The organism is uncultured Fibrobacter sp., assembly GCF_937877005.1.
Classification (GTDB): domain Bacteria; phylum Fibrobacterota; class Fibrobacteria; order Fibrobacterales; family Fibrobacteraceae; genus Fibrobacter.
In genome coordinates, this window is sequence record NZ_CALEFV010000185.1 from 13953 (window position 1) to 32678 (window position 18726).

17 protein-coding genes are annotated in these 18726 nt (G+C 52.0%); all 17 read right to left on the minus strand.

The window, feature by feature from the left end; translation table 11 throughout:
* Positions 1 to 170: 170 nt before the first annotated feature.
* On the minus strand, positions 171 to 1781 hold the full coding sequence (gene ftsZ, locus Q0628_RS08610; protein ID WP_298770113.1) for a cell division protein FtsZ: 1611 nt from the start codon (positions 1779 to 1781) through the stop codon (positions 171 to 173).
* Between the two features lie 34 nt (positions 1782 to 1815).
* Positions 1816 to 3057, minus strand: a complete 1242-nt coding sequence (ftsA, locus tag Q0628_RS08615; RefSeq protein WP_298770116.1) for a cell division protein FtsA — start codon at positions 3055 to 3057, stop codon at positions 1816 to 1818.
* A complete protein-coding gene (locus tag Q0628_RS08620) occupies positions 3050 to 3892 on the minus strand; it encodes an FtsQ-type POTRA domain-containing protein (protein WP_298770118.1) in 843 nt (280 codons plus the stop codon). Before Q0628_RS08620 ends, ftsA begins: the two co-directional genes overlap by 8 nt.
* A gap of 9 nt (positions 3893 to 3901) precedes the next feature.
* Positions 3902 to 5284 carry a UDP-N-acetylmuramate--L-alanine ligase gene (gene murC, locus Q0628_RS08625; RefSeq protein WP_298770121.1) on the minus strand — a complete coding sequence of 461 codons (1383 nt, stop codon included), beginning with the start codon at positions 5282 to 5284 and terminating at the stop codon, positions 3902 to 3904.
* Entirely contained in the window at positions 5284 to 6354 is a 1071-nt protein-coding gene (gene murG, locus Q0628_RS08630; protein WP_298770124.1) for an undecaprenyldiphospho-muramoylpentapeptide beta-N-acetylglucosaminyltransferase, read from the minus strand. The genes murC and murG overlap by 1 nt, the downstream gene beginning before the upstream one ends.
* On the minus strand, positions 6351 to 7526 hold the full coding sequence (locus tag Q0628_RS08635; RefSeq protein WP_298770126.1) for a putative peptidoglycan glycosyltransferase FtsW: 1176 nt from the start codon (positions 7524 to 7526) through the stop codon (positions 6351 to 6353). The genes murG and Q0628_RS08635 overlap by 4 nt, the downstream gene beginning before the upstream one ends.
* Positions 7527 to 7536: 10 nt before the next feature.
* Entirely contained in the window at positions 7537 to 8919 is a 1383-nt protein-coding gene (murF, locus tag Q0628_RS08640) for a UDP-N-acetylmuramoyl-tripeptide--D-alanyl-D-alanine ligase (RefSeq protein WP_298770128.1), read from the minus strand.
* Positions 8912 to 10339 carry a UDP-N-acetylmuramoyl-L-alanyl-D-glutamate--2,6-diaminopimelate ligase gene (locus tag Q0628_RS08645; RefSeq protein WP_298770130.1) on the minus strand — a complete coding sequence of 476 codons (1428 nt, stop codon included), beginning with the start codon at positions 10337 to 10339 and terminating at the stop codon, positions 8912 to 8914. Before Q0628_RS08645 ends, murF begins: the two co-directional genes overlap by 8 nt.
* Positions 10339 to 12234 carry a penicillin-binding transpeptidase domain-containing protein gene (locus Q0628_RS08650; protein ID WP_298770146.1) on the minus strand — a complete coding sequence of 632 codons (1896 nt, stop codon included), beginning with the start codon at positions 12232 to 12234 and terminating at the stop codon, positions 10339 to 10341. Before Q0628_RS08650 ends, Q0628_RS08645 begins: the two co-directional genes overlap by 1 nt.
* Positions 12235 to 12239: 5 nt before the next feature.
* Entirely contained in the window at positions 12240 to 12551 is a 312-nt protein-coding gene (locus Q0628_RS08655) for a hypothetical protein (protein ID WP_298770133.1), read from the minus strand.
* The gene (gene rsmH, locus Q0628_RS08660) at positions 12548 to 13537 is read right to left on the minus strand and encodes a 16S rRNA (cytosine(1402)-N(4))-methyltransferase RsmH (RefSeq protein WP_298770135.1); all 990 of its coding nucleotides are present in this window, start codon (positions 13535 to 13537) and stop codon (positions 12548 to 12550) included. Before rsmH ends, Q0628_RS08655 begins: the two co-directional genes overlap by 4 nt.
* Positions 13524 to 14000: an MraZ family transcriptional regulator gene (locus tag Q0628_RS08665; protein ID WP_298770137.1), complete on the minus strand. Its 477-nt coding sequence runs from the start codon at positions 13998 to 14000 to the stop codon at positions 13524 to 13526. The genes rsmH and Q0628_RS08665 overlap by 14 nt, the downstream gene beginning before the upstream one ends.
* A gap of 199 nt (positions 14001 to 14199) precedes the next feature.
* Positions 14200 to 14757, minus strand: coding sequence for a flavin reductase family protein (locus Q0628_RS08670; protein WP_298770138.1), 558 nt, complete (start codon positions 14755 to 14757; stop codon positions 14200 to 14202).
* A 272-nt stretch (positions 14758 to 15029) separates the two neighbouring features.
* Positions 15030 to 15932, minus strand: a complete 903-nt coding sequence (gene ribF / locus Q0628_RS08675; RefSeq protein WP_298770140.1) for a riboflavin biosynthesis protein RibF — start codon at positions 15930 to 15932, stop codon at positions 15030 to 15032.
* Complete coding sequence (locus tag Q0628_RS08680) at positions 15929 to 16936, minus strand: tRNA pseudouridine(55) synthase TruB (RefSeq protein WP_298770142.1); 1008 nt, start codon at positions 16934 to 16936, stop codon at positions 15929 to 15931. Before Q0628_RS08680 ends, ribF begins: the two co-directional genes overlap by 4 nt.
* On the minus strand, positions 16937 to 17290 hold the full coding sequence (gene rbfA, locus Q0628_RS08685) for a 30S ribosome-binding factor RbfA (protein WP_290993200.1): 354 nt from the start codon (positions 17288 to 17290) through the stop codon (positions 16937 to 16939). It lies immediately after the preceding gene.
* Positions 17280 to 18726: translation initiation factor IF-2 (gene infB / locus Q0628_RS08690; protein ID WP_298770144.1), on the minus strand; the 1447-nt coding region annotated here is incomplete at its 5' end. The genes infB and rbfA, both read right to left, overlap by 11 nt.

Consider the following 18726-nt stretch of genomic DNA (forward strand, 5'->3'; position numbering starts at 1 on the left):
TCCAGCCACAAGAAGGGTTACCCGGGCAGGGAGTCCCAGGTAACCCCTTGTGTTGTGGTAGATACGCACTCGCGTATCTGTTGTGTGTGTGATTTCAGTATTCCCTGACACCCCGCCGCAAGCATACTGCGGCAGGAAATCCGGTTTTTTTGTCTTATGACTGCGTTGGACTAAAAGCCATCGCCATTGGCGTTCATACGGATATAGGCGGGAAGATTGTAATCCACGCTAACATCCTTGAGCGAATTGGCCTCTTCTTGGCGGGCTGTTGCAACGGCAGGACGACTCATCACCGGGGCTTCAACAGTCACAGACTGATTGTTACGGGTGTAAGCCGGCGTTTCAAGGCAGCCGCGGCCACCATTCAAACGGTCTTCATCAGCAACAGCAGAGAATTCGGAAGTTTCGGAACCATAAGAAACTTCTTCTTCCTCGACAGGAGCCTTCGTGTTGAATTCCGGAGAAGCGAACATGGCAGCGCTGACAGACCTTACCACCTGAGTTTCAGTCAGGGAAGGAATCGATGCGCTTTCGGCAGCGGGCTGCTGAACAGGAGCCTTTGCAGCGGGCGCCGGACGACGGAACAGTTCCACTTCGCTGTCATCCTTGATTTTGTTAAAGTCAAAGACATTGAAACCGGTCGGACGCGGGGTGGCCTGCTGAACAGACGACTGAGCGGAAGGTGCCTGCACGGGCTGAGCGGCGAAAGACTGAGTCTGAGCCTGAATAAAGCCAGCATTGAAGGCAGGGGCCTTCACCTGCGGGTTGGCCGTGCCACCGCAACCGGTAGCGATAATCGTGATGCAGACCTTGTCTCCGAGAGCAGGATCGGTAATGTCGCCGATGATGATGTTCGGATTTCCTTCTTCACCCACCTTTTCGTAGATGTGTTCCATAGCGTCGCTATGTTCGAGCAAGGAGTAGTTTTCACCATGAGCCACATTCACGAGCACGCCAGAAGCGCCTTCGATGTTAATATCTTCGAGCAGCGGAGAGGCGAGAGCCATGTCAGCAGCCATGATACCGCGGTTTTCACCCTGGGCGTAACCGGTACCCATGAGGGCCGAACCACCCTTGAGCATGACCTTACGGATATCGGCAAAGTCCACATGCACAAGGCCATGACGGAACATGATGCCGCAAATGCTCTGCACCGCGTTACCGAGGATTTCATCGGCCATCTTGAAGGCTTCATCCATAGTGGCCTTCTGGTTAGAAGCCTGGAGAAGCGTAAGGAGTTTCTTGTTTTCAACGACGATAATGGTATCGACCGATTCACGCAAAGCTGAAATACCGCGCTGGGCAATCGAGGAACGCGCATTACCTTCGAAACGGAAAGGCTTGGTGACCACAGCAACCGTCAGAATGCCGAGTTCGCGGGCAACGCTGGCTACCACGGGAGCAGCACCCGTACCCGTACCACCGCCCATACCGGCGGTCACGAACACCATGTCGGCACCCTTCATGGATTCCTTGATTTCTTCAATATTTTCTTCGGCAGCCTTACGACCAATTTCGGGGTCCATACCGGCACCGAGGTTTCTCGTGGTCTTTTCACCAATCAGAATTTTGTGGTCGGCAAGGCTCAGGTCGAGAGCCATGGCGTCGGTATTGATGGCGTAGTATTCTACCCCCTCAATGTTCATACGCTTCATGCGGTTCACGGTATTGCCGCCGGCACCGCCGACACCGAACACCTTAACCTTGGCGTTGTTGAAAGAAGGTTCCTCGCCCATGATGCGAGACTTTACCTCGAAATTGATGTTGTCGATTTCACTCATGTGTTAATCTCCCTGATATTGAGTGTTTGTGTTGTTAGAAATAAGTTTTAACGATGTCGAAGATACGCTTCATACCCTTTTTCACAGAAACTGCGATCTGGGCTCCGGTTTCGTTCTTCTTCTTGTCGCGATGTTGGCGATTTGCATAGTGAAGGAGTCCGATGCCCGTCGCATAGGAGGGTTTCTGGAATGCTTCCTGAATGCCGCTCATGCCCTTCGGGCGACCGATACGGACCGGCTGGTTGAACGCCTTCGATGCAATATTCTCGATACCTTCCAATGCACAGCATCCACCCGTCAGGACGACTCCGCCATTGATGATACCGTCAAGCTGATGCTTCTTCAAATCCTTGGCGAGCAGTTTGAAAATTTCGTCTACACGAGCCGTAATAACATTGGAAAGCAGCTTACGGGAACAAGGAACGTCTCCACGGCCACCCACAGCAGGGACCGGGAAAGTTTCGTCTTCAATCAAGTTGCTCAAAACGCACGTGCCATACTTCTTCTTGATTTCTTCGGCCTTGGCAAGCGAGATAGGAACATTGAGGCACTTACTGATGTCGCTGGTGATTACATTGCCCGCAAGGTCAAGAGAGGCGGTGTAGCGGACAGAATCATTTACGAAAACAGCAATGTCGGCAGAGCCTGCACCGATATCGACTAGGGCAACGCCGAGTTCGCGTTCGTCGTCTGTCAGGACGGCACAAGCCGCAGCGAGCGGTTCCAGCACAAAGCCAGCCACATTGAGTCCGGCGCGATTCACGCACTTGGCAAGGTTTTGCATCGCATTCTGGCGAGATGTCACCAGCTGGACTTCGACACCCAAGCGTCTTCCGGAGCGGCCCTTTGGATTTCGGATATGTTCCTCGTCGTCCAGGGTGTATTCTCCCGGGAAAACATGGATGATTTCGCCTGCAGAAACAGGCAAGGTGCTCGCCTGCTTCTTTACATTTTCGATATCTTCTTCGCGGACTTCACCGGTAGGCAGAGTGACAATGCCTTTGTAGCTGAAGGACAACACATGCTTACCCGCAATGCCAACATAGACATCGCGAACATCTACGCGAGTCGAGTTTTCGATCACCTGCACAGCTTGCTGCAGGGTTTCGACAACCTGATCATATTCTTCGGCATTCGCAAGCGGAAAGTCGCCGCATTCAACAACGCGGACATTTTCGCCTTCGGAAATTCCGACGAAAAGGTTTATCTTCGACGCCCCGATATCGAGACCGAAGATGTAGTCCTCTTTTTTCTTTTCTTGCTTATTATCATCCATTGACACACCTCTTATCATAATTCCTTATGTAAGCAAAGCCGTAAAATCTCATGTCCAATTCTCCAGCACAGTGAAGGTCTTTTACAAACCCTTTTTCGACTGCCTCACAGAGCACAAAGACTTCATTTTCCCATTTCTGTGGCGGGAACAGCACCACATAACCGGCATCCCTGAAAACAACCTTAATCGCATTGTCCTTTTCTGACCAGGACAGCTGCGAGACTCGTTCATACATGGCACTGTTCTTGCTCCGCATCGTCATCAAGAAGTCCGCAAAGAGCTCTACTTTTTCGATAGAAGCTGAATCCAAGACCGGCAAGCGCATTGCCGTCGCCATGGACAGCGGGAAAACGACCCCCTTTTCAGAATAGACCGTCGCCTTTCCGTTTTCCAAAACCGAAAGTACTGGCACCGATTCCTGCAGCTGGATATACAACGACGAAGGAAACTTCTTCTTGACCTTCACCGAACGAATCAGCGGCAACTGCTTCAATGCAGTAACCACGGAATCGGCATTCAGCTCCGACATCAGCATTCCCGTTTCCACCTGCGCACTCTGCATGACATCTTCCCAGGAAAGCATACGGTTCCCTTCGATTTCAACATACTGCAGGTGTCGCAATTCCAGTGGATTGAAACGCTGTAGGTAAAAACGGTTCTGGTACGCAATTACCGTAATAACCACCAGAATCAAACCCAGTGCCCAGCCGCCACGCTTGAACCAACGGAACACGCAGCTAAAGCCGTGCTTAACCTTGCGCGCACGTTCCTGCTTTCGCAGACGTTCATTGGTGCCGATACGGCGGCCAAGTAATGTGGTCTTACGTTCTCTCAATTCGCTCTCCTAGAGACATTCCTTGAGGATGCGTTCACCCAGTTTCCAAATGTTGCCAGCTCCCATGAGGACCACGACATCGCCCGGTTTCAATTCTTCCTTGAGAATCGGCAGCAGGTTCATCTGGTCGCCCACAAAACGTGCATCGCGATGGCCACGGTCCGAAGCACTGTTCGAAACGAGGGAACCCGTCACACCTTCAATGGGCTTTTCACGGGAGGCATAAATATCGGTAACAAGCAATACGTCACAGTTGGCAAAGGCTCCGCCAAAGGCATCGTGCTGGTCACGAGTACGCGTAAAGAGGTGTGGCTGGAACGCGACGATAATGCGGCGATCCGGGAAAGCATCGCGGAAACCGAGAAGGGTCGCGGTCGCTTCAGTCGGGTGGTGAGCGTAATCGTCGAACACCAGGACATCGTTCTTTTCGCCAATGAATTCGAAACGGCGCTTGACTCCTTCGAACTCGGCACAGGCCTTTCGGGCGATATCGGCGGAAATGCCCTCTTCAATGGCGAGCGCCACGGCGGCAGTCGCATTCAGTACATTATGACGGCCAGGAATCTGCAGCTTGAATTCGCCGAGACTTGTTCCATCATTCAATATTTCAAAGACCGGATAGCCCTTTTCGAAGCGAAGATTGTCAACACGATACTTGGCCTGACGGGAGAATCCGTACGTAATTACCGGCTTCTTGAGTCTAGCGAGAATCTGCTGCACATTCGGATCGTCAAGGCAGACAATGACCTGCCCATAAAAGGGAATCTTGTTTGCAAACTGGACAAAGGCATCCTTGATGTCCTCAATATTCTCGTAAGTATCAAGGTGATCGGCATCGATATTGGTGATAATGGCAGAACTCGGCATCATCGAAAGGAAGCTGCGATCGAATTCATCGCTTTCGGCAATCAGATAGTCGCCCTTACCGACCTTGGCACCACTCCCTTTACCCTTGACCACGCCGCCCACGATAATAGTAGGGTCAAGTCCGGCTTCTTCCCAAATTTGACCTACAATCGACGTCGTGGTCGTCTTGCCATGCGTACCAGCAATCGAAAGAGTGTACTTCATGCGCATGAGCTCTCCAAGCATTTCGGCGCGGCGAATCACAGGAATACGACGATTGCGTGCCTCGACAAGTTCCGGATTATCGTGCGGAACAGCAGAGGAATAAACAACAAGGTCGGTGTCCACCACATTAGAGGCATCATGCTTAGAGAACACGCGAATTCCAAGGCTCTTGAGATACTCGATGACCGAGCTCTCGCCCATGTCGGATCCGCTCACGACAAAACCATTTTCATGAAGCACTTCTGCAATGCCCGACATACCGGCTCCGCCGATACCCACGAAATGAAGTCTACGGACACGCTTGCAATCATTAATCTGCATTAACCATTCTCCTTTTCCAGGATAACTTTCGCAATCTGGTCAGCGGCATCGGGCATTCCAAGTTTTTTTGCCGCATCAGCCATTGCTCCCAAACGGGATTCATCGCCCAGGAGCGACTCCACTTTTTCCCACAGGTGATTTTCTTCGGAATCAAGTTCCACTAGCGCAGCGCCTGCCTTTTCGACAACACGCGCATTGTGTTCCTGATGATTCGCAGTTGCATGCGGGAACGGCAACAATATGGAAGGCTTACCGAAAGCAAGTATTTCAGCAAGAGCCGAAGCGCCGGCCCGGCTAATAATCAAGTCGGCATGTTTCATATAAGCATAGATGCCATCCAGGAATCCGCGGATCGCCACATTCTTTAGCTCACCGACACGGGCGCTAATAGCTTCCACATTCTTGACACCGACCTGCCACACGACAGACACATCCTCACGGGTGGCAATCGTCTTGATGCTTTCTTCAATCTTGTTATTGATACCGACGGCCCCCTGGGAACCGCCCACGATAAACACGGCCTTCTTTCCCGTTTCGAATTCGGCAGGGCGCGGAAGCGTATCGCCTGTGGGAAGTTCGCGAACCGGATTTCCGAAAATCATGCACTTCTTGGCCGGGAAAGACTTGGCCGCATCCTCGGAAGTCACGAAAATCGTCTTAGCATAGCGGGCCCCCACCTTATTGGCTACACCGGCCACGGCATTCTGTTCCTGCAAGTAAACGGGGATGCCGGCTGTTCCTGCGGCAAGAACTATCGGAAGAGACACATAGCCACCCGTAGCCACGACGACATCGGGCTTGACTTTCTTGATGACACTCTTTGCCCGAATAAGAGCTTTGGACAAATTGAAGGGAAGAGCCAAATTCTTGAGGAATGGTCCACGATGGAGAGGTACTGCCGAAATATATTCATACGGCCAATTCTTTGCCACAAGGCGTTCTTCCATAGAATCCTTACGACCAGCGAAAGTAATATCGGTCACGCCCATTTTCTTGAGACTATCCGCAATCGCTACGGCCGGGAAAATATGGCCGCCGGTACCGCCACACACGAAAAGGAACTTTTTCATACGCCTCTCCTTGTAAATTCAAAATTTCTAAAGACACTGCTTTCGAGCGAATCTGTATTCGTATAGGGTTCTGTAATTTTCCTTCCCGATTCAGGTCGAGAAATATTCAACAGAATTCCGATTGCGACACAGCTATAAAGCAGATTCGTTCCGCCAAAACTCAAGAACGGAAGCGGCTGTCCTGTCGTCGGAATCAAGCCCACGCAAACGCAGATATGCACTAGGAAGTTAAAGAAAATGGAAAGAGTCAAGGCAAGAGTCAGGTACTTGCCAAAACGGGTCGACGAACGACGAGCTATCTTGAAGCACTGTGCAAAAAGGATTGCGAACAGGATCAGCACCACCATCGTTCCGATAAAGCCGAACTCTTCACCGATTACCGCATAAATCACGTCCTTATGCGCTTCGGGCAAGTAGCCGAGTTTTTGAACACCCATGCCAAAGCCCGTTCCCGTAAAGCCGCCATTGCCAAGCGCCTGCAAAGCGTGTTCTCCCTGCCAGTTCGAAGCGACCATTTCGCCTTCTTCTGCAAAGAATGCCTTGATTCGCGCTCGCGAGTGTTCCGACATCAAGAGTCTTATAATTCCAAGAGGTATTGCCGCGGCACCAACCATCAACATATACTTGATATTCGCACCAGCCGTAATCATGACGCAGGCAACGATAAATGTCACCATGATCATCATGGAATAGTTCGGCTGCAACATGAGCAAAATAACCGTTATACCGAAGGGTATGCCCGGCTGAATCAAGGTACATCCAAGACTCTTGATGTTTTCCCCCGCCTGCGAGAGCTTGGCGCAGACCCAGATTAACATCCCGAGCTTCATAATTTCCGAGGGTTGAATACCCAAAATCCAACGATTTGCGCCCTTGACTCCGTGCCCTGACACAAGGGCTGCCAATGTCAGGACGGCGCCACCGATAAACACAGCACGACCAAGCCAACGCCAATGACCGTAATCCACAAAACGCGCAATGCAAAGCATCAGAATAATTCCTGCAGCAGCCTTGGGCAAGTGGGCAAGCATATAGAATTCAGCGGGACGTCCGTGAGCGACAGCAAAAGGAGCCGATGCCGTATAGACAATGGCAACCCCAAAGCAAATGAGCAACAATACCACTATCAGCAGCAGCTTGTTCATACCCATATTTGTCACAGAACTTTCCATCTACCTGTTCCTAAGCCTTTACTGTCGTGAGGCGAAGCATTGCGTCCACCACCTTTTCCATGTGCATACCACGGCTGCCCTTGACGAGCAATACATCACCTTCGGCCACAACATCCGTAAGAGCATCAATCAGCGAATCCACCGAGTCAAAGTGACAAGCGGCCTTCATGCCCTTGGCCTTTGCTCCCTTCACATAAAGTTTCGCCTTTTCGCCAACCGTAAAAAGCATGTCGAAATTCATCTCCGGCACGAGTGCACCCATTTCCTGATGCAACGCATCGGTCTGGGCACCTAGTTCCAGCATGTCGCCGAGAATCGCTATGCGGCGAGAAACCTTCATGTTGCCAATGGTCTGTAGAGCCATCTTGGTCGAAGAAGGATTAGCGTTATAGCAATCGGAAACAATCTTGAAGCCGTTCGCGTTCTTTATTTCCATGCGCATATTTGTCGAGCGGAAATTCGCAAGAGCTTTTGCTATATCGGTCTTGGGAACCTTGAACTGGATGCCGACCGCAATGGCCGCCAGGGCATTGTAAAGATTGTGGATTCCCGGGACATTCAGCGTAAACTTGGTCCGTTCCACATAGAATGTGGCACAGTTGTCTTCGGTCCAGGCAAGCTTTTCGGGCTTAATCACGCCGCGTTTCACGCCAAAGGTCAACACCTTGTAACTCGTGTTGCTACGGCACTTGCAGAGTCTCGGATCATCGGCATTCACGATAAGCACTCCGTTCTTCTTGAGTCCAGCAACAATCGTCTTCTTCTCGGCAAAGACTCCATCCAGATCCTTGAGCCGTTCCAGATGGGATGCGCCAATGTTCGTAATCACGGCCAGATCAGGCTCCACCGCCATGGAAAGCGGGCGAATTTCGTCGGGACCACTCGTTCCCATTTCAATGACGGCAGCTTCGTGGCTGTGCTTCAGCTGAAAAAGTGTCATCGGGACGCCGATATGGTTATTGAAATTTCCTGCAGTAGCGTGAGTATTGAACTTCGTCGAAAGGACCGACTTCACCATTTCCTTGGTAGTCGTCTTGCCGTTACTACCCGTAATGGCGACCTTTTTCACCTTAAAGTTCTTCTGATAGCCCTTAGCGAGCTTGAGGAGCGCCTTAGTCGTATCATCGACCGGCGCATACATCTTGAAGTTTTCGATGCCAACGGCATCCTGATTTACAACACTCATCAATGCTCCATTCTTTTCCATCTGAGTGACAAACTGATGTGCATCAAAGCGTTCGCCCTTGATTGGCCAAAATACGACACCCTTGGCATCTTCCCTAGAATCCATGCAAAGGTTCACCTTGCGATTCTTTGTGCGACCATCGACACCTACCGAGTAGGTTTCGAGAATTTCTAGAAGTTCCTTGATTTTCAAATCCAGCTTAAACATTTTCCATTGCCTTCACCGCTTCTTCACGGTCGTCAAAATGATGTTTGGTCTTGCCAACGATCTGATAGTCTTCGTGACCCTTACCCGCTATCACGAGCCAGTCGCCATCGTTCAATTCGGCACACGCCTTTGCGATCGCCTCTTCTCGCTTTTCCACTACGCTAAACTTGTCCGTCTTCATCCCCGCACGCACATCATTGATGATGTCCGTCGGATTTTCGGTACGCGGATTGTCGGAGGTAAGCCAAGCCTTATCCGCGATGCGTTCGGCGATCGAGCCCATGATGGGACGCTTCGTCTTGTCTCGGTCGCCACCGCAACCGAACACGCACGACAATTTGCCTCGGCAGAGGCTACGGGCAGTCGTGAGGACACGCTCCAGGGCATCGGGAGTGTGGGCGTAATCCACAATCACGTGACGGCCATTCTTGTTCCATACCTTTTCAAAGCGGCCCGGGACACGGACTTCTGCAAGCGCCTTGCGCATGGCAGATTCGGCAAGGCCGATCGCCTTTGCCCAAGCAAGTACGAGCATCACGTTATCCACGTTGAAATCACCACACAGGGGAGTCTCAAAGCACTCCGCGCTGATTGCGGGCAAGAGCATCTTGAGCCCGTTTTCCGTGTTCTCAACAGTCCCTTCGGGCTTTACATTAGCGCTAACGACCCCTAGACGCGAGACAGCCACCTTCCGGTCCGCTTCTATCTCGGTCAGGGAATCGTATAGTTTCTTACCATAGGCGTCGTCAACATTGATAACGGCGACACCGTCTTTAGCGAGGTAACGCGTAAACAAAAGCTTTTTCGCTTCGAAATACGCATCCATCGTCTTATGATAATCAAGGTGATCTTGCGTGAGGTTGCTGAAGAGGCCACTTCTGTAAAGAACTCCAGCCATGCGCCCCTGATGCAGAGAATGCGAAGACGCTTCCATCACCAGATCAGTGCAACCCGCTGCGACGGCCTTGGCTGCAAACGCATACAAATCCAATAATCCCGGCGTCGTAAGCGTCGCAGCAACGGACTTGTCGCCAATCTTATTCTTGATCGTTCCAAGCAAAGCAACCTTGTGCCCCGCTGCGGTAAGCATCGCATCCATCAGGAAGGCGCTCGTCGTCTTGCCGTTCGTTCCCGTCACGGCATGAGCACAAAGTTTTGCAAACGGATCCTTGTAGAAGATTCTGGCCGCCTCAAGACGCGCCGCCTTCACATCGGCCACCTGAATCCATTTCGATGTCAAACCTTCGGGAGCGACGGACTCGCCCACTACGGCAACCGCACCGGCGGCAATCGCAGACCTTGCAAATTCGTCGGACTTTTCACCCGGCATCGAGAAAAACAGATCATTCGCCCTGACACGGCGGGAATCGTCGCAAAGGCCACACACATTCAATTTCTGCATCAACATTTCAGAAATCATCAGCTCTTCTCCTTGAGCGTCAATTTGCAAACCTGTCCCTTGCGCAAGGTTTCACCCACCTTCGGGAACTGAGAGACCACATGACCCATGCCGCTATACTCGACATTCATGCGGATATTACCTGCAATTTCAAGGGCATCCTTCAGCGAAAGTCCCTTAAAATTCGGCATACGATCCGCATCCATCGAACCAAGCGTCAGAACAACTCCTACAGAATCGTCCACATCGCGACGGGCCGATACAACACGATTGCCTTCGCCTTCGAAACGCGCATTGCAATTCCTATTCTTGGCGAGTTGCTTGGCCGCATCGGCCACCATGCCCACATAGTCATCCTTGCAGGGCGAATCCAAATTCACAATAGCAAGAGCATGCGATGCCGGAGAAAGTTCCGGATGGTAATAGATACCTTCCATGATGCGACGGAAAATAGGCCCAGCTGTCAAGCCACCCACATGTTTCGCCTGCGGGTCATCCACCAGCACAAGGCAGACATAACGGGCATCTTCGACTGGAGCGAGGCCGATAAAGGAGGCCACCTGGCGATCCTTATCGTACTTGCCCGTTTCCTGGTTGTATTTTTCTGCCGTTCCCGTCTTTCCGCCAAAAACGACTTCTGGAATTTTCTTGCTGACGACGTACTTTGCCGTACCGCTATTGACGACGCGATTCAGCATTTTACGGATACTGGATGCCGTTCGTTCCGAAATGACGCGACGGATCTTTACCGGTTCCTTCTTCTCGACCAGCTTGCCCTTGGAATCACGCCATTCCTTCACGATCATCGGTTCCATCAACGTTCCGCCATTGGCAATTGCCGCATAAGCCATCACCATCTGGATCGGAGTCACCATCACGGAATGTCCAAAGCCCATCGTCTTCAGGGTTCTTGCGTCACGAGTCAATTCGTACGGCATGTAAAGACGCCCCGATTCCTCGCCATAGAAGTTTTCGGAAGTCTTCATGCCAATACCGAAATTACGGGCCATACGGTAAAGCCTTTCGGCACCCACTTCGTCGGCAATCTTGGCATAGACAATATTCGAAGACTGTACCATCGCTTCGGCCATATCCATGTCGCCATAAACGTGCGTATCGCAAATGGGCTTGTCGCTCCTTATTTTCGGATTCGACTTCCACCAATCCCAGCACCTGCCTTCATTCGGGAAAACCTTATCTTCCGATACAATTCCGTCTTCCAAGGCGGCCGCAGCCGTAATAACCTTAAAAGTGGATCCCGGTTCATAAGCCATGGCAACGATATCGTTTTTCGCCATGCGACCGACACCCTGCTTCTTCGAATTCGGATCGAAAGTCGGATAGCTAGCCATTGCGAGAATCTCGCCCGTGTAGGGATCCACGACCACGGCAGAGGCACTTGCTGCACGGAACTCGTTCACGCCATCCTTGAGCGCCTTTTCAACAATTTCCTGCATATTGCGGTCAATCGTCAGCACCAGATTCTTTCCGGGTTCCGCCTTGGCCACATATTCCGAACGACCGTAAATTTCACGGTTCTTGGCATCGCGAACAATACTCTTGAAGCCTTCGTTACCACGGAGACGGAGGTCAAAGACCCGTTCCATGCCCATGCTTCCTTCGCCATTGTAGCCGACCTTTCCGACAATCTGCGATGCAAGCTTGCCCTGCAAGAAAATGCGGCTGTAGTCTTCGGCGTCACCCGTATCGCGCAGGTTTTCGGCCAGGACGACTCCGTTGCGGTCCATGATCTGACCGCGTTCCGCATAAATATTCTTGGTGCGGGTTACCATGCTCTTAGTTTCGGCCTGGTAAACTTCACGGTTCAAAACCTGAATGTTGAAGGTCTGCCAGGCCAGTACCGCCACGGCACTGAGCACGAGCATTTTTCCAATCGAAAGAGCATCGATATTCATCAGATTCACCAGTGACCTCCTTCGACACGGACTTTCGTTGGCAAGCCGTTCAGATCGAGACCACTCGACTCCGCAAAGACAGAGAGACTTTCCAGAGACGACAACTTGTTTATTTCAAGCTGCTGTAAAAGCAGCTCACGCTGCAGAAGGCCCACCTGCTTCGACAAGTCGTGCGACTTCGTGTAAAGGCGAGTCATGCGGTTCTGCATGTAAAGCGGCAAAATCAGCAAAAGAATAGCCACGAGTACAACGCAGACAAAGCCCCATACAATCGTACGGTTCGAGTAGAACACGGATGTCTTGTTTTCTTCGTTCATACCCGTTCGTACACCCTAAGCTTTGCAGAGCGAGCCCTGCTGTTGTTCGCGATTTCTTCACTAGAAGGCAGAATCGGCTTGCGATTCACCTTCTTCAAGCGCTGGTGATTGCCACCACACATGCACACCGGCAAGCTTTCCGGGCAAATGCAGGCGCGTTCAAATTCGGCGGCCGTTTCCTTGACGCAGCGGTCTTCTACCGAGTGATAGCTCATGACCACCAGGCGGCCACCCACCTTGAGGCAGTCCACCGCAGCGCGCAAACTATCTTCGATTTCCTTGAGTTCCCCATTCACTTCCATGCGAATCGCTTGGAATACACGGGCTAGCAGCCCATTCACTTCGCGTTTCTTGTCGGGGAAAACTGCTTCCACCGCAACCTTCACGTCAGACGGCAAAATTTCCTGGTCGCCTTTGGAGGTCGACATCTCAATCAGGCGCGTCGCCAACTTAAAGGCTCGATCCATATCGGCATTCCTGCGAAGTGCCGCAGCGAGCGTATCGGCGTCAACAGTCTTGAGCCATTCCTGAGCAGAAACCCCTTCGCGGCGGTCCATGCGTAAATCCAGCGGATTGTTGCCTACAAAGGTAAAGCCGCGAGCGGAGTCATCCACCTGATGGCTGCTAATTCCCAAATCATAAAGGATGCCGTCCAGAGTATTCGGCGCAATTTCGTTCTTCAGTTCACCGAAGCGAACCGGATGCACAATGAACTTGGGCTTTACACCGGCAAGGCGCTTGGTTGCAAAGGCAATGGCATCTTCGTCGCGGTCAAATGCGTGAAGCGTACCATTTTCATCTAATTTATTCGCAATAGCATAGGAATGTCCGCCGCCGCCCAAAGTGCAGTCGCCGTAGGTTCCATTAGATTTGATATTCAAACCATCGAGACATTCCTGGAGCATTACCGGATCGTGATAGAACACGCCGTTTTCAATGCCGGCCAGAGCAGCTGCGGAATGTTGACAGGGACTATTTTTTACCATCGAGGCCCTCCGTCAAGCTTTCTCCATAGAACGCGGCATCGAATGCGGCGATTGCATCGTTTGTCTGCAATCCGAACTTTTCGTTAAAGCGTTCAGGGTTCCATAGTTCAAGAGTTTTTCCGCTAGCTTGTACGTAAAGGACTTCACCTTTAAGACCAGCATACTCCAACAAGATCTTCGGAAGTAAAATGCGGTTCTGACCATCGAGCTCCACTACAGTGGGCGCAAGGCCTCTCCGAACTAGGTCTGCTTGACGGCGGTCGGACCTCGAGTCCAAGTCCGCCATGAACTTTTCGTATTCCGGCAAGGTGAACAACCGAAGCGTCTGATTCGGACCACGCGTGATCACGAATTCATCCCCTTCGGTTGGCCCGAGCTGACGACGGAATTCCCTGGGGAAGGAAGACCTTCCCTTTCCATCGATAGCCGTTTGGGCTTGACCTATGAAAGACGTAAAGTTCATACTAGTTTGACACATTTTACCACAACACAGTACAAATCTACCATTTTCTACCACTTTGGCAAGATGCAAAGGACCTTTTCGCTCGGAAAGCATACAAAAAGCATACCTAGACCGCAGGTCCAACAAAAAAGTAGTGAACAATAGTTCACTACTCAAAAAAAATTATCAATAATAATTTTGAACGAACGCGTTCACGTCACTAAAGGGTCTTGCCGTCGCTGAAAGCGTTACCCACGCGGCGTTCCATCACATAGTAGCCGTGGCCAGCGGAATCGTAGCACACAGGTTCCATTTTCTCTACAGAAAGTCTGCCTTCTGCGTCTAATACGGATTCATCGGCCGTGACATTCACGATTTCACCGAGCAGGAGCTCCGATTCGTCGTCATAGCTAACGAGTTTGCATTCGAGTGCGAGCGGAAGTTCCGCAATCAGCGGAGCATCCACATTCTCGCTCTTGACAGCAGTCAGTCCCGATCTTGCGAACTTGTCGGCAACCTTGTTGCCACTGGTGACTCCCAGGTAGTCTATCGCCTTGATGACCTTGGCGGTCGCCATGCTCACCGTAAACGCCTTGCGCGCAAGAATATTCGGCATCGTCCTGTGGCTCTTCGCCACATAGATCGCCACCTGGTTCGAGTCGCTGATGGACCCCCAAGCGGCAACCATCGCATTGACAGAATTGTCCTCATTGTAGGTCGCAATGACCAGCGTGGGCTGCGGATACAGAAATGTCTTGACTCCAAGATTTTTGCGCATAATGGCTCCTTTTTTGCTCAACAATAGAAAAATTTACTGTGAACGAACAAAGACTTGCAGAGTACTCTAGCACGAAAATATCAGCAGCGTATTAGAGTCGCCGTTGGTCACTCGCAAAGCATAATTCGGATAAAATCTTTTCTACGCCTTTGCATCCACCAAATTTATCGAGGGTTCTAACGAATTGATTGATTTTGACGCGAGAGTGACCTTCGTGAAAAAAATGGATTTTAGCACATTTTGAAGGTTTCTATGGTCTGTTACCGCTTATTCTACTCAGCCCAGTGATTGCCGTTGTAATTGCGGGCCGTGTCGGCATCCATTCCAATTTGGCGCACCAGGTCGTCCAGGCTCGGGAATTTCTGCTCAGGGCGCAGGTACGCCATCAAGTCAAGCACCATCGGGCGACCGTAAATGTCTTCGCTAAAGTCAAGCAAATACGCTTCGATAGCAAGGCGCTGGTTGCCAGTAGATGGTTGCGTGCCAATGTTTACGACAGCTCGGAAAGAACGTTCTCCCCCGTTGCCATCGGGCAGGCGTGCAGTTGCCACGTATACGCCGTGCTTGGGCAAGAACTTGTACTTTTCCACCTGCAAATTCGCCGTCGGAAATCCGATGGTATGTCCCAGACGCTTGCCTTCGACGATCGTTCCAGACAAACGATATGGGCGTCCCAGATAAGTCTGCGCACGTGACACATCGCCATTCAAAAGAGCGTTGCGCACAGCGGAAGAGCTCACGCGTTCGCCCTTGTGCAGCACGATCGAAAGCATAGCCGTCGAAAGTTCCGGGAATGCGGCGGTAATGGTTTCGTAGTTGCCCTTGCCGCCGGCGCCAAAGCAATGGTCGTGTCCAAAGAACATCGAGCACACGCCGCGCTTTTCAATCAGTTCCTGGCGAACGAATACATCGAACGGAAGTTTCGCCACTTCGGGTGTAAACGGAAGCACCAGAAATTCAAGGCCCAGGCTTTCGATAAACTCGCGTTTTTCTTCGGTAGTCGTTAAAAGCAACGGATCACCGGGAGTGTGCAACACGTAATTGGAATGCGGCTCAAAGCTAATGACGGTAGGCGTCAGGCCGTTCACTTCGGCAACGGCCTTGAGCGTGCGGAAAAGCGCCTGGTGTCCCAGGTGGCATCCGTCAAAATTCCCCATCGTCACAGCACGCTTCATTTTTCATCCTCGCCCAAATAAAATTTCGGCTTGATTCGCCCCGGCTCATAAGAACATAAACTCAAGACTTCGCCTTGCATATTCGCAGCAAACACATGGCCCTCGGGGCCTACGCCCTCGACAGCCTCTTTCCAGGGGAGCCAATTGCCTTGGCGGATCACGGCTACCTGTTCGTCGGTCAGGCGCACTACCGGAAAGTCGAGCACCGCATCGACCGGCAACAAGTTTTCACGGGTCAGGTTCTCGCCACGCACCGCCTTATCTAAAGTCACATTGCCGATGCGGTGTCTGCGTATCTGCGATACGCAGGCGTAGGTCCCGAGCGCGCGACCAATATCGCGACCGAGAGCGCGAATGTAGGTTCCCTTGGAGCATTCGCAAATCAAGTCGAAGGTCGCAAATTCCTTGCCGGAGCAGCCCTCGGTCACTTCGCCCTCGCCTATCACCTTGAGTTCGCCAATGTGAATCTTGCGGGGTTTCAATTCAATGTCGCGGCCGCGTTCCATGAGGTCGCTCGCGCGCACGCCGTTGATTTTCACGGCGCAGTACTTGGGCGGGACCTGTTCGATATCGCCCGTAAACCGCGGAAGAATACCTTCAAGAATCGCTCTCAAAGAAGAGCATGTTCTTGTCGGCGAAGGCTGAGAATCGCTAAGCGAACATTCGTCGGCCAAGGGCCGAGGCCCTGTGAGCGTGCAATTTTCAGCCGAAGCCTTATCAACAGCACGCTCATCCTGAGCGATAACTTCCCCGTCCCACTCTAAAGTGTCGGTTTCGTAACCCAAATGCAGTCTAAAGCTGTAGCACTTGTCCTTGGCTTCGATAAACGGGAGCAATCGCGTGCAGCGGCCAGTCGCCGCAATAATCAAGCCCGAGGCACGCAAATCCAGCGTACCCGCATGGCCCACGCGCTTCGTAGAAAAGACCCTTTTCAGTGGGAAAAGGGCCTTAAAAGAAGTTTCACCAGCAATCTTGTCCAACAGAACGAAGCCGGAATTGCTCAATTACAAGTCCCCTTTCTGCTTCAGTTCGGCTAGAATGCTTTCGATATGCATGGCGTGTTCCAGATTTTCGTCCAGAACAAAATTCAATTCGGGAATCTTACGGATCTTGAGAGCCTTGCCCAAAAACGTGCGGATATACCCGGCGGAATTCTTGAGACCAATCAGCGAATCACGCTTTTCCTTATCGGAACCCATCACCGAGACCATCACCTTTGCGTAGCTCAGGTCATCGGTAATCGTCACGCGCGTAATGCTTGCGAGGCTGCTCACGCGAGGGTCCTTCAAGCCCTTCTGCAAGAGCTTGCCGATTTCCTCGCGGAACTGTTCGTCCAATCTGTCCGTTCTACGACTCATTAGACTCCTCGGCCTTCTTGGCCTTTTCTTCGGCTTCTTCGCGGGCCACATCCTTCAGGGTACGGGCAACCTTCACTTCCTTGAAGAAGATCAGGCTATCGCCTTCCTTGATGTCTTCGTAACCCTTAAGGCCGATACCGCATTCAAAGCCACGAGCGACAGACTTGACGTCGTCCTTCATGCGCTTCAAGGACTGGACCACAGTCGTACCGAGTTCCACACCGTTGCGGTACACGCGCACATGGCTGGTACGGTCGACTTCGCCGTCGGTAACCATACAGCCAGCGATGAGACCGACCTTCGGAATCTTGAACACCTGACGGATTTCGGCTTCGCCGGAGAGTTCTTCGCGCATGGTCGGCTTCAACAGGCCTTCCACAGCGTTCGTGATATCTTCGATGCAGTCGTAAATCACGCGGTAGTTGCGGATTTCGATGCCTTCCTTCTGGGCCATTTCGCGGATAGAAAGCGACGGCATCAAGTGGAAGGAAATAATGATTGCCTGTGCGGTCGTAGCGAGCAAGATATCGGATTCCGTAATGGTACCCACGCCCTTGCGGATAATGTTGACGCGCACTTCCTTGTTGGTAAGCTTTTCGAGGCTTGCTGCAAGAGCTTCTGCAGAACCGCCCACGTCGGCCTTGACAATAAGGTTGAGTTCGGAGAGCTTACCTTCCTTACGATCGTTGAAGGTATCTTCCAAAGTCTTCACGTTACGGGAACGCAGGTCGCGTTCACGGGCAGCCATACGGCGCTTGGAGGCAATTTCACGTGCAGTCTTTTCGTCTTCGACCACGATCAGGTCATCACCGGCCTGCGGAGTACCGTCAAAGCCGAGCACCTGACACGGAGCAGACGGAGGAGCTTCCTTCATCTGTTCGCCACGTTCGTTAAACATAGCACGGACACGACCAGCGTAAATACCGCAAACGAACGGGTCACCTACATGGAGCGTACCGTTCTGCACCAGGATCGTCGCCATGGAACCCTTACCCACGTCGAGCTTGGATTCCACCACGGCACCGCGAGCGTGTGCATCGGGGTTCGCCTTGAGTTCAAGCACTTCGGCTTCGAGGGCGAGCGTTTCCAAGAGGTCGTCCATGCCCTGACCCGTACGCGCAGAAACTTCGATACAGCTGGTAGAACCGCCCCACTGTTCCACTTCCACGCCGCGTTCGGCGAGCTGGGCGCGAATCTTGTCGGGGTTAGCGGTCGGCAAGTCGATCTTCGTGATCGCAACGACCATCGGCACCTTTTCGCGCTTGGCAAGTTCAATAGATTCAACGGTCTGCGGCATCACCATGGAGTCGGCAGCAACTACAAGCACGATTACGTCGGTCACCTGAGAACCGCGAGCACGCATAGCACTAAACGCTTCGTGACCCGGAGTATCGAGGAAGGTCACCTTTCCCTGCTTGGTCGTGACTTCGTATGCA